Annotated in this window: 8 protein-coding genes; 2 read left to right on the top strand and 6 right to left on the bottom strand. The window is 68.0% G+C overall.

Annotation, left to right across the window (positions count from 1 at the left end; all coding sequences use genetic code 11):
* Positions 1-7: 7 nt before the first annotated feature.
* Complete coding sequence (locus tag EV652_RS12730) at positions 8-754, bottom strand: AraC family transcriptional regulator (protein ID WP_158441152.1); 747 nt, start codon at positions 752-754, stop codon at positions 8-10.
* Between the two features lie 85 nt (positions 755-839).
* Here EV652_RS12730 and EV652_RS12725 point away from each other — a divergent pair, with 85 nt between their 5' ends.
* On the top strand, positions 840-1607 hold the full coding sequence (locus tag EV652_RS12725) for a phytanoyl-CoA dioxygenase family protein (protein WP_132209304.1): 768 nt from the start codon (positions 840-842) through the stop codon (positions 1605-1607).
* Positions 1608-1626: 19 nt separating this feature from the next.
* On the opposite strand, the gene EV652_RS12720 is transcribed toward EV652_RS12725, so the two are convergent.
* The 3 genes from EV652_RS12720 to EV652_RS12710 all read right to left on the bottom strand — a co-directional run bounded on the left by EV652_RS12720 (position 1627) and on the right by EV652_RS12710 (position 7940).
* Positions 1627-2895 (bottom strand): aspartate aminotransferase type Ic, encoded by a 1269-nt coding sequence (locus EV652_RS12720; RefSeq protein ID WP_132209303.1) that lies wholly within the window; start codon positions 2893-2895, stop codon positions 1627-1629.
* 59 nt (positions 2896-2954) lie between these two features.
* Complete coding sequence (locus tag EV652_RS12715; protein WP_132209302.1) at positions 2955-5357, bottom strand: penicillin-binding protein; 2403 nt, start codon at positions 5355-5357, stop codon at positions 2955-2957.
* Between the two features lie 291 nt (positions 5358-5648).
* Complete coding sequence (locus EV652_RS12710) at positions 5649-7940, bottom strand: HelD family protein (protein ID WP_132209301.1); 2292 nt, start codon at positions 7938-7940, stop codon at positions 5649-5651.
* A 181-nt stretch (positions 7941-8121) separates the two neighbouring features.
* On the opposite strand from EV652_RS12710, the gene EV652_RS12705 reads away from it, so the two are divergent.
* Positions 8122-8880, top strand: coding sequence for a Type 1 glutamine amidotransferase-like domain-containing protein (locus EV652_RS12705; RefSeq protein ID WP_132209300.1), 759 nt, complete (start codon positions 8122-8124; stop codon positions 8878-8880).
* Between the two features lie 33 nt (positions 8881-8913).
* Here EV652_RS12705 and EV652_RS12700 read toward each other — a convergent pair whose 3' ends face one another.
* Positions 8914-9960 carry a LacI family DNA-binding transcriptional regulator gene (locus EV652_RS12700; protein ID WP_132209299.1) on the bottom strand — a complete coding sequence of 349 codons (1047 nt, stop codon included), beginning with the start codon at positions 9958-9960 and terminating at the stop codon, positions 8914-8916.
* 4 nt (positions 9961-9964) lie between these two features.
* Positions 9965-12370, bottom strand: a complete 2406-nt coding sequence (locus EV652_RS12695) for a glycoside hydrolase family 3 N-terminal domain-containing protein (protein ID WP_242001720.1) — start codon at positions 12368-12370, stop codon at positions 9965-9967.
* Positions 12371-12660 lie beyond the last annotated feature (290 nt).

The raw sequence follows: 12660 nt of genomic DNA, 5'->3' as shown, positions 1-12660 counted from the left end.
CGGCCTCTCATTCCGCGGTACGCAACGCGCCCGGCGCCGAACCGGTCGCGGCCTTGACGTGGCGGCTGAGGTGGCTGACCGAGTCGTAGCCGGTCAGCTCCGCGATCGCCTGCAGCGTCAACGTGGAGTTGCGGATGTGGCCCAGCGCGTGCCGCAACCGGACGTTCTGCAGCGCCGCGCGCGGGCTCGTGCCGCGCAGCCGCGCGAAGGACGCCCGCAGCCCGGACGGCGAGATGCCGAGCTCGGCGGCGACCGAGCCGATCCGGATGCCCGAGGCGAAGCGTTCCTCGAAGATCCGCTCTGCCTGCGCGACCAATTGATCCGCCGCGGTCACCGGCGCCGCCGCTGCGGCGCGGCGCAGCAGCAGGTCGAGCTCGCCGAGCAGCAAAGAGCACAGCCGGTCGCTGTCGTCGCCGGGTTGCGTGCTCTCGCGGACGAGTGCGTCGAAGACCCGGCCGAGGCTGCGCTCGCCGTCGTCGAAGCAGACGCGTGGCCACGGCCAGCCGGCAGCGGCGTCGACCTGCAAGAAGCGGTTGACGTAGCCGGTGCGGCTGAGCTCGGCGTGCCACGTCCGCGGCGGGGTGAGCAGTACGGTCCCCGGCGTGGCGGCGTACGTCTCCTCGCCGACGGGGCAGGTGATCCGCCCGCGCACGTAGTAGACCAGCTCCCACGAGGTGTGCGCGTGCGACGGATAGTCCTTGCCCGGCCCGGCGGTGTGTACGCCGGCGCCGAGCAGCCGAAGCGATTTGTGCATAAGCGCGGTTGCCTTCTGCATTGTTTCTCGGGCACGTCGCATCGATGCTGGCATCGATTCGTGCACCTGTGAAGGAGTACTCGATATGGATATGGCGACCGCACTTCGCGACCTCGGCGTGACCGACAACGTGCTCACGCAACGCGAGAAGGACCAGCTCGACCGCGACGGATTCCTCCCGCTGGAGGGAATTCTCACGCCGGAGGAGGTGTCCGGCCTCAACAAGCGGATGGCCGAGCTCACCGCCGCCGAGGGCGACCGGGCGGGCCTGGAAGTGCATCAGGAGAACGGCACCGACCGGCTCGCGGACCTGGTCAACAAGGACCCGAAGTTCGAGGTGTGCTTCTGCCACCCACGTGTCCTGGCCGCGATGAAGCATGTGCTCGGCGAGTTCAAGTTGTCGTCCCTGAACAGCCGCGCGGCACGTCCAGGTCAAGGACACCAGGGCCTGCACGCCGACTTCGGCCACCCGGTCGAGCCCGGCGCGTACGAGGTGTGCAACTCGATCTGGCTGCTCGACGACTTCACACCGGAGAACGGCGCCACGCGCGTCGTGCCCGGGTCGCACCGGCGCGGAACCATGCCCGGCGACGAGATGGCCAACCCGGGAGACGAGCACCCGGACCAGATCCAGCTGACCGGCAGGGCCGGAACGGTTGTGGTGTTCAACAGCCACCTGTGGCATGGCGGCACCCAGAACCGCACCGACAAGCCGCGCCGGGCGATGCACTCCTACTTCGCACTGCGCCACCTGCCACAGCAGCTCGACCAGCAGGCCTACCTCCGGGTCGAGACGTACAAGCGGCTGAGTCCCGCCCAACGCTTCATCCTCGACGTCACCGGCACAGGCTGAGCTTGCCCGGCGGGATGGCTCAGGTAGCCGCCTGGTTCTCCGCGCCGACGAGGCGGATGCAGGTGGTGAGGCCGGCGATGGCGGCCTCGACCTCGGGGAGCTCGGGGTAGGTGGGGGCGATGCGGATCGTGCGGTCGTCGGGGTCGTCGCCGTACGGGTGGCTGGCGCCGGCCGGGGTGAGGGCGATGCCGGCGTCCTTCGCCTTGGCGACGACCGCGCGGGCACAGCCTTCCGGCACCTGCAGGGAGATGAAGTAGCCGCCGGCCGGGCTGGTCCAGGAGGCCAGGCCGGTGCCGCCGAGCTCGGCGGTGAGGATCTTGTCGACCGCCTCGAACTTGGGCCGGATCAACTCCGCCAGGTTGCGCATGTGCTGCCGCAGGCCGTCAGCGTCGCGGAGGAAGCGGACGTGCCGGAGCTGGTTGATCTTGTCCGGGCCGATGCTGCGCTTCGAGGTGTGGCTCAACCACCACGCGATGTTGGCGGGGGAGGAGCCGAAGAACGCGACACCGCTGCCGGCGAAGGTGATCTTCGAGCTGGACCCGAACACGAAGGCCCGATCCGGATGACCGTGCTCCGCGCACAAGGCCAGTACGTCGGCGATCTCGGTCTCGGTGTCGGTCAGGTGATGGACGGCGTACGCGTTGTCCCAGAAGATCCGGAAGTCCGGCGCCGCGGTCTCCATCGCGGCCAAACGCCGTACGGTCTCGTCCGAGTAGACCGTGCCGTCGGGGTTGCTGTACTTGGGCACACACCAGATGCCCTTCACCTGTGGGTCTGCAGCGGCCAGCCGCTCGACGACGTCCATGTCCGGACCGGTCGGCGTCATCGGCACCGGGACCATCTTGATGCCGAACCGCTCGCAGACCGCGAAGTGCCGGTCGTACCCGGGCACCGGGCAGAGGAACGTGATCTCCGGCTCGTCGACCCAGCGTCGCTCCGCACCTGGTACGGCGCTGAGCAACGCGAACACGATCGCGTCGTGCATGAGCTCCAGGCTGGAGTTGCCGGCCGCCAGCAGCTGGCCGGCCGGCACCTGCAGCGCGCCGGCGAAGATCGCCCGCAGCTCGGGCAGGCCCTCCAGCCCGCCGTAGTTGCGCAGGTCGACACCGTCGGCGGAGACCGGCGCGCCCTGCTGATCGAGCATCCCGTTCGCGAGGTCGAGCTGACGCGGTGACGGCTTGCCCCGGGTCAGATCGAGCTTCAGCCCCCGCCCGACGAGGGCGTCGTAGTCCTGGCGGGCGCGGTGCAGCTCGTCGACGGTCACGGGAATCCCTTTCAGCTGAGGCATTTGCTGACCACAGCCTAGTGACTCACCGATCCTGCCCGTCGCGGATATCCACAAGACGGTCAGCGGCGCCGGCAGTTCGGGTACTTGGGATCCCAGGGCCCACAGGTCGGGAAGCCCGGTGGCGGCTTGATCGTCGGCGGGGTGATCGGCCCGGTGGGCGGTGTCGGCGGCGGTGTGGGCGGGATCGCCTTGCTGCCGTTGGACAGGAACAGCGTCACGATCGCACCTTCCGGCGCGCCGTCCTCCTGCCGTGGGCTGGTGTAGGCGACAGTGCCCGCCACGGCGTCCGAGTCCACCGGCGCCGGCGCGACCTGGGCCTTGAAGCCCAGCTGCGCGAGCTTGGCGATCGCCTCGGCCGGCGGCAGCCCCTTCAGGTTCGGCAGGTCCTTCACGTTGCCGCGGATGGTCTTGTCGTCCGGCGCCACGAACCGGCTCGTGGGCAGCCCCAGAAGCGCGGCCTGCATCGCCGACTCCCAGATCGGACCCGCTGTGCCGGAACCGGACGCGTCGCGCATCTTCTTGCCGTTGAGCGTCTGCCCGATCAGATCGTCGTACGGCGGGCTGGCATCCGCGACCACCGAAGCGGCGGCGAGCTTCGAGGAGTACCCGGCGAACCAGACCGCCTTGTTGCTGTCGATCGTTCCGGTCTTGCCGGCGAGGTCGCTCTTGCCGAACTTCAGCTTGCCACCGGTGCCGTCGGGCTCCATCACCTTCTGCAGCACGTAGTTGACGCCGTCGGCGACGGTCGGCGACAGCGCACGCCTGCAGCTGGGCCCGGGAGTCGGGACCGTCTTGCCCTTGCTGGTCGTGACCGCGGTGATCACCTGCGGCTTGCAGTACATCCCGCGCGCGGCGAAGGTCGCGTAGGCGTTGGAGAGCATGAGTGGAGTGATCAGACCGGCGGAACCCAGTGTGAACGAGACGACCTGCTCCAGTGGATCCATCGTCTGGGCGTCGTACATGCCGAGCTTCGACGCGATGGTCGCGATCGGGCAGAGGCCGATCTGCTGGGACAGTTGCAGGAAGTAGGTGTTCGTCGACGCCTTGGCAGCGTCGAGCATCGACGGGTCCGCGATCGTCTTGGTCGAGTTCTTCGGCGTGTAGTCGGGGTCGTCCGTCGTACCGGTGCAGGTACTGAACTTCTTGCCGCTCAACGGGAGGACCTGCGGCGAGTTGATCCGGTACGTCATCGGGACGCCCTTCTGGATCGCGGCCGCGATCGTGAACGCCTTCATCGTCGAGCCGTTCTGGAACCCGCCGTACCCACCGGGATAGGACTTCTCGACGTTGTAGTTGTACGACGTCTGGCCCTTCTTGCTGCCGTACGGCCGGCTCTGCGCCATCGCCTTCACCAGACCGGTGCCCGGCTCCACGATCGTGATCGCCGCGACGGCCGAGTCGGTCGCCTTGGAGTGCTTCTTGATCGAGGCCTCGGCCGCCTTCTGGACCTTCGGGTCGAGTGACGTCCGCACGATCAGGCCGGCGGTCTCGATGTAGTTCTCGGCATCCTCCTTGGACTTGCCGAAGGCGCGGTTCTCCTTCAGCTTGGCGACGATGTAGTCGCAGTAGAACGGGTACTTCGAGTTGGCGCAGCCGTTCGGCACGTTGCGGACCTTGGCCGGGTCGAGTACCGGCGTACGGATCGCGTCCCGGGCCTGCTTGGCCGAGATGATGTTGAGCTCCTGCATCCGGCGCAGTACCACGTCGCGGCGGTCCTTGGCCCGCTTCGGGTTGTTCGTCGGGTTGTAGCCGGTCGGGTTCTTCACCAGGCCTGCCAGGAGGGCTGCCTGCGGCAGGGTGAGCTTCGACGCGTGCACACCGAAGTAGTGCATGGATGCGGCCTCGACACCGTACGAGCGGTCGCCGAAGAAGGCCAGGTTCAGGTAGCGGTTGAGGATCTCGTCCTTGGAGTACTGCTTCTCGACCGCGATGGCGTACCGCAGCTCGGCGACCTTGCGCTCGTACGTCTCCGCGGTGGCGGCCTGGATCTCCTCGGGCGTGCGTGCCTTGGCGATCAGACTCAGCTTCACGTACTGCTGGGTGATACTCGAGCCGCCTTGCTGGACCGAACCCTGCGACTGGTTGCGCAGCAGGGCGCGCAGGGTGCCCTTGGCGTCCAGCGCTCCGTGCTCGTAGAACCGGTCGTCCTCGATCGCGATGATCGCCTTCAGCATCAGCGGGCTGATCTGCTTCAGCGTGACCGGCGTCCGGTTCTCCTGGTACAGGGTGGCGATCAGCGAGCCGTCGGCCGCGAAGATCTGGCTCTTCTGCGCCAGCGGCTCCGTCTTCAGGTCCTGCGGAAGGTACTGGACGGTGTCGTGGGCCTTCTCGGTGGTGACTCCGGCCAGGCCGGCGAACGGAAGGGCCAGGCCTGCGACGAGTGCGCCGCAGAGACCACTGACCAGCAGGAACAGAATCACCGACTGTACGACGTTGGGCCGGGCCGGCTCGCCTCTGTGCATGGTCCGGCAGATTACGTCAGGACAGGGCTTTCCGGGACCTTTTCGTTACGGACTTAACTCATCTGCCCAAAGTTCTCACCAACCGTGACCATTCGCTTACTCAGAAGCCACTTGGCGGACGGAGCGTCGCGGGAGAGGAGGCGGAGTGCGGTTGAGCGACCGGATCCGGTACGTCGATGACGCGCACGTCACCGGCCTTGTACATGTAAGTCGCTCGCATGCATCCAGTGAAGACGCTCCCGCGCCCCTCGCGGGGAGTCCCTGCCGATCCAGGCACTGCCAGTGCCTCCCTCACCGCTGAGGAGTACGTCGTAGCACCTCCGGGAGGTCGCCTGGGCTGAGGATGGTCAGGCGTTTGGTGGGGCGGGTCAGGGCTACGTAGAGGTCGGACAGGCCGCGGTCCGACTCGTTGATGATGCCGGCGGGGTCCGCGATCAGGACGGCGTCGAACTCGAGCCCTTTGGACTGGGCGACGTCGAGGAGGGCGGTGTCCGCGTCCAGGACGGACGGGTCGTGGCCGTGGGCAACGTCAAAGAGTACGGCGGCCAACTCGTCGTACCGGGGTGTGGGGACGATGACCGCGAGCCGGCCGTCGCCGAGCGCCTGGCGCTCGAACTTGATCGTGGCGACGAGGACATCGAGGAACGCATCGGGAGGGACCGCGTCGATCCACGGTTGGATGCCGGTTTCGCGGACGGAGTCCGGCGGGCTGAGTGTCGGGTCGATCGCGGCCAGGACGTCGGCCGCGACGGCCATGATCTCGAGCGGCGTGCGGTAGTTCACGGTCAGCTGGGCGCTCCGCCACCGCCGCGGTGCGTACTTGTCGAGTACGTCGGCCCACGACGCGATGCCCGCCGCCGAACCGGTCTGGGCGATGTCGCCGACCAGCGTCATCGACCGGCGCGGGCAGCGGCGCATCAGCATCCGCCAGTCCATCGCGGACAACTCCTGCGCCTCGTCGACGATGACGTGCCCGAACACCCAAGTGCGATCCGACGCCGCCCGCTCGGCTACGGTGCCCGGGTTCTCGATCAGCTGCGTCCGCCGATGGACCAACTCGGCGAACTGCTCGATCTCCCACGGCATCAGCGTCATCCGGTCGGCAGTCAGCTCGATCTGGACGACTCCACGGGCGTACTCGCGGTTAGCCGCTTCGGTCGCGGCGTCGTCCGCGTCCTTACGGTTGCGTGCGGCAACTGTCCCGTCGGTGTCGCCGAGCAGCTCGGCCGCCTCGTCGAGGAGCGCGACATCGGACTGTGTCCAGTCCGCGTCGACCGGACGCAGTACCGCTGCTCGTTCGTCGTCGGCGAGCTGCGGAGCCGCGGCCTCGAGTCGCTCCGGCGACGACAGCAGGACGGAGACGAGGATCTGCGGAGTGAGCTCGGGCCAGAGCCGATCCAGCAGCGCCCGGACCCGGTCGTCCTCGGCCAGCTCCTTGCGGATGTCCTTGATGTCCTCCTCACTGAGGTACTGCCGCCCGAGCCGGTCGACGATCTGATTGGTCAGTGCGGTGAGGATCCCGCGCACGAAGATCGGCCGAGCTCGGTTGTGCGGCCGGTCCGTGTCCCGGGCCCGCTGCCGCGCTTTCCGTACGGCGCCCGGCCGCAGGACCAACCTTTGCTGGTCGACCTTCAACTCGATCGGTGCGGTCGGGACCAACTGGAAGTCGCGCACCGCCTGCGCGAGTACGTCGGCCATCGCCTCGCCGCCCTTGACCCGGGCAGCGGTCTCGGACTCCGGCGCGGTCGCCACGACTCCCGGGTAGAGCTCGCTGATCGTCGCCAGGACGACATCGGTCTCACCGAGCGAGGGGAGGACCTGATCGATGTAGCGGAGGAACGTGCTGTTCGGCCCGACCACCAGTACGCCGCTGCGCGCGAGCTGCTCGCGGTGGGTGTAGAGCAGGTACGCCGCCCGATGCAACGCGACGACCGTCTTGCCGGTGCCCGGGCCGCCCTGGACGACGAGCACACCGGGCAGGCCGGACCGGATGATCTCGTCCTGCTCGGACTGGATCGTCGCGACGATCTCGTTCATCCGGCCGGTGCGGCTGGCGCCGAGTGACGACAGCAGGGCGGCCTCGCCGATCAGCGTCCGCCGCTCCGAGTCACCGATGGCGTCGAGGTCCAGGACATCGTCGTCGACCCCGACCACTGACCGACCCTGCAGCCGGATGTGCCGGCGTCGCGTGACGCCGAGCGGGGCCGCCGGGGTCGCCCAGTAGAACACCTGCGCGACCGGTGTCCGCCAGTCGATCAGGAGCGGGTCGTAGTCCTCGTCGAACAGCCCGATCCGGCCGACGTGGAACCGCTCATCGTCGCCGGTGTCGATCCGGCCGAAACACAGTCCGCGTTCCACCGACGACAACTGCGCGAATCGGCCGGAGAACAGGTCGGTGAACGATTCGCGTTCGGTGTAACTCTGTTCGGTTTCGGTCGTCTCCTCCTGTTGGACCCGCGCCAATTCGCCTCTGGCGCGTTCCCGGAGCACGTCGAGCCGGTCGTACATCGTCGTCACATCGCCTTGTTCGGCGGCGATCTCCCGTGCCAGCACCTCGTCCGTCACCTTGCCCCCAAGTCCCATTGCGCACCGCGGAATTTCCTGATAATCTGTTATCAGATGCCCCGAGAGGGGCATTTTTTTATGCCTCCGCACAAACACACAACGGTACAGAATGAGGCGCCGCCCCGCAATCCTTCCGGCGAGCTGGTATTGCGTCTGGCGCACGTGGGATCACCAGATTGCAACGCAGGAAGGTAGGACCATGAGGCTTCTTCTCACCTCGGGCGGGATCAAGAACAGCAGCATCCACGACGCGCTGGTCGACCTGCTGGGCAAGCCGATCGCCGAGTCCAACGCCCTGTTCATCCCCACCGCCATCTACCCCTTCCCCGGCGCGCCCTACATGGCGTGGCAGGCGATGAGCGGCAAGGGTCCATCGCCGCTGTGTGACCTGGGTTGGAAATCGTTGGGGATCCTTGAGCTGTCGGTGCTGCCGAGCATCGAGGAGGCTGCTTGGGTGCCAACGGTCCGCGACGCCGACGCACTGCTGGTCTGGGGCGGCGACCCGCTGTTCCTCGCCAACTGGATGCGGCGCTCCGGTTTGACCGATCTCCTGCCGACGCTGCGCTCCGAGGCGGTCTACGTGGGGGTGAGCGCCGGGGCCATCGCTGCTACCTCCACCTTCGTCGAGACCTACGTCGAACCGCCCCGCGGGAACGATGGACCGCTGAAGTCGGAGGACGTCGCCTTCGCCACGCCCGAGGGGGACGTCGACAGAATCCTGGTCACGGGACAGGGAGCGGGACTCGTTGACTTCGCGGTGATCCCGCACCTGGACCACGTGCACCACCCCGACGCTTCCTTGGCCAACACAGAGAAGTGGGCGGCACGGATTCCCGCACCGACGTACGCGATCGACGACGAGACCGCGATCGCGGTGGTCGACGGCGCCGCCCGAGTCGTCTCCGAGGGGCACTGGAAACTGTTCCAGCCCTCACGGGACCAGGCAGTCCAGCCCTAACGGGACCAGGCGGCTTCTGACGCCGGAGCGACCCTAGGAGGCGGCGATCGACGTGTAGTGGGTGGGGGCCGCGGAGGCGCGGATGATGAGGGTGGTCGCCAGCTCCACGTGATGGGAGTCCACCTTCTCGCCCGCGGCGAGCTGGAGTGCGGTGCGCAGGGCTACAGCGCCCATCTCGCGCAGCGGCTGCTTCACGGTGGTGAGCGGTGGGGACGCCAGCCGGGCCACCTCGGTGTCGTCGAAACCGACCACGCTGAGGTCTTCGGGGATGCGCAGGCCGCGGGCGCGGGCCGCCTCCAGGATGCCGAGGGCGACCTCGTCGCTGCCGGCGAAGATCGCGGTCGGCCGGTCCGGCAGGTCGAGCATGCTGGCTCCGCCGGCCAGACCGTCGTCGTACAGGAAGTCCCGCAACCAGATGTACTCCGGTGGCACCGGCGCGCCGACGGCTTCCATCGCGCTGCGGAAACCGCTCATCCGGGCCTGGTTGCAGCCCGAGGTCGGCGGTCCGCCGACGTACGCGATCCGCCGGTGCCCGAGCGACAGCAGGTGCTGGGTGGCCGCCATCCCGCCGGCGAAGTTGGTCGAGCCGACACTCGTCACGTCCGGCTGCGGGATGTTGGCCGGGTCGACGACCACGAGCGGTAGCCGGGCCCTGGACAGTGCGGCCAGGTCGGCGTCGGCCAGTTCGCTGGTGATGCCGATGGCCGCGCGCCGGCCGTTGCCGATGAGTTCGCGGATCCAGCGCGCGGCCCGGCCGGCGCTCGAGGTCTGCGGGTGCGGCGGATGTGCGTTCAGGACGACGTCCACGCCCGCCACCTTGCCGGCCTCGACGACGCCTTGGATCACCTCGACCGAGTACGCGTTCACCACGCCTTGGTAGAACAGCTCGACGGTGTCCCGCTCGACGGGTTCGGGCCGGCGGCCGACGTACCCGTGCCGCTCGAGGATCTCCTGCACCCGCGCCCGCGTCGCCGGCGAGACGTCGCTGCGCCCGTTGAGCACCTTGGAGACCGTGGCGACCGACACCCCGGCGGTGCCGGCGACGCTGGCCAGGGTGACGCGACCCTTCAACCGCGACATCTCATCACCCTCCTCCTGCTTCCTCGGCGACGACAGGCGTGACCTCGACCGGAGTTGTCAGCCTGCGGTCGTGCCCCACCACCCTCACATCCCCGGTAACCCGGACCAAAGCCCGACACGGCAGGTCCTGTGACGACGTGCCGATCATCACGTCGACGTCACCAGGCTCGACGATCCGGAGCAGGTCCGGCCCCGTGTACGCGGTGCGATCCGCGTGCACACGGAAGGTGACATCGACGGCCGCACCCGGCTCCAACGACACCCGGGCGAACCCGGTCAGCAGCTTGAGCGGCCGGGCGATCCGCGCCACCACGTCGTGCAGGTAGAGCTGGACGACCTCGTCACCCGCCCGCTCACCGGTGTTGCGGACTCGCACAGTCGCGGTGAACTCACCGTCGTTCCTGATCTCGGTCGCACTCAGCCGCAGGTCGCCGACCTCGAAGCTGGTGTACGACGCGCCGTACCCGAACGGGAACAGCGGCCTGGCCTCCAGCCCGCTGATCCCCGCACTCTCCACACTGCCGAGAGCCGGCTGCAGGTACGTACCGGGCTGGCCGCCGACGTGCCGCGGGATCTGCACCGGCAGCTTGCCGCTCGGCACGATCCGGCCACTCAGTACGCCGGCGATCGCGGCCGCACCCTTCTGGCCGGGGAGGAACGCCTGCACCAGACCGGCAACCCGATCCGCGATGTCGCCGAGCGCGTACGGACGACCCGACACGACCACCACGACAACCGGCGTACCGGTGTCGAGCAGTGCTGAGAGCAGTTCCCCCTGTACGCCGGGCAGCCGCAGGTCCTCCGCGTCGCAGCCCTCGCCGGAGGTGCCGTGGCCGAACAGTCCGGACAGATCGCCGACGTACGCGATGCACAGCTCGGCGTCGCGCGCCGCCGTCACCGCAGCCTCGAAACCCGACCGGTCCTCGCCGGTGACCTCACAACCCTTCACGTGCACGAGTTCCACGCCGTCGATCTCGTGGCGCAAGGCATCGAGCGGACTGATCACGCCGACGCCGAGACCGCGGTCCGGGTACCGCGGCAGCACGTGGTTCGGGAACGCGTAGCAACCCATCAGCGTGCGCGGATCGTCCGCAGACGGTCCGACCACCGCGATCTTTCGCAGGTCGCGATTCAGCGGCAGTGCGGATCCCGCGTCGAGTAGGATGACCGAGCGCTCGGCCAACTGCTGCGCGATCTCGCGGTTCTCGGCCGAGTCGAGGTCGACGCCGTCGTCGCGGACCGAACCCTGCGGAGTCCAGTCGGGATCGAGCAGACCGAGCTTGACCTTCTGCAGCAGCAGTCGGCGGGCTGCGCGATCGACCAGGTCCTCGGAGACCTCACCCGCCTTGACCTTGTCGGCCAAGTCCGCGAACCCGATCGTGTCCGGCAGCTCGACATCGGTGCCGGCGGTCAGCGCGACCACACCGGCGTCCGCGTTGTCGACCGCGACGCGATGCATCGACGAAAGGAACGGCACCGCCCAGTAGTCCGACACGACCGTGCCACCGAAACCCCAGTCGTCACGCAGTACCTCGGTGAACAGCCAAGGATCCGCACTCGCCGGCAGGCCGTCGATGTCGGAGTACGAACTCATCACCGATCCCGCATCGGCGGTCGCGATCGCGGTCTCGAACGTCGGCAGGATGAAGTCGAGCAACTCGCGACGCCCCATCGACACCGGCCCGTGGTTGCGTCCTGCCCTCGACGCCGAATACCCAGCGAAATGTTTCAGTGTCGCGAGCACACCGGCACTCTGCAGACCGCGGACGTACGCCGACCCGAGAATTGCGACCAGGTACGGATCCTCACCGATCGTCTCCTCGACCCGGCCCCACCGATAGTCGCGGACGACGTCCAGCACCGGCGACAACCCCTGATGCACCCCGACCGCGGCCATATCGCGCCCGATCGCCGCGGCCATCCGCTCGACCAACTCGGGATCGAACGTCGCACCCCACGCGATCGAGGCTGGATAGACGGTCGCGCCGTACGTCGTGAAGCCGGTCAGGCACTCCTCGTGCACCAGTGCGGGGACGCCGAGCCGGGACCCCTCGAGCACCACCTTGTGCTGGCGGATCAGCTCTGTCACGCCGTGCTCGACCGATTGCGGGACGCTGCCCCAGACCCGGGTGAGGTGGCCGAGGCCGTGCCGGCTCGCCTCCTCCAGCGAGAGCGATCCGCCGGCGGCGAACACGTCCTCCATCGGCGCCACGTTGATGGTCTCGTCTGCGGGGAGTTCGTGATCGGCCATGTCGTTGCCGGCCCAGCGGCTGCCGAGCTGTGCGATCTTCTCGTCCAGGGTCATCGCCTGCAGCAGCAACTCCGCCCGCTTCTCGACCGCCAGCGCGGGGTCGAGCCAAGGGCGGTCGGACGGGGTCGGCGCCGGCCTGGCGGAGTCGGAGGTGGACAAGAAATTCTCCCTTAACCTGTGCGCTTTGCCGTGACAAAGTATCGAAACTGTTTCGAAGACTCGGATCGTGGTCGCCGCACTCGTCACGATGCTCAGAAACCTGTGGATCGCCTGTGACAGCAGGGAATCCGTGACCTCACTGTGACCCTAAAAACCAGGTAGTTCAAGTCTTGACAGCGAAACCTTCGAAATCTACGTTACGAAACATAGTCTTAATCGGCAGGTGCTTCCACGACCTGTGGAGCAGCCGGTGGGGGGCGTCTCGATGCATCCTGCCGGTGGCCTTCGCA

It is taken from the genome of Kribbella steppae (assembly GCF_004342025.1).
Lineage (GTDB): Bacteria > Actinomycetota > Actinomycetes > Propionibacteriales > Kribbellaceae > Kribbella > Kribbella steppae.
This window is presented reverse-complemented; position numbering and strand designations above follow the sequence as displayed.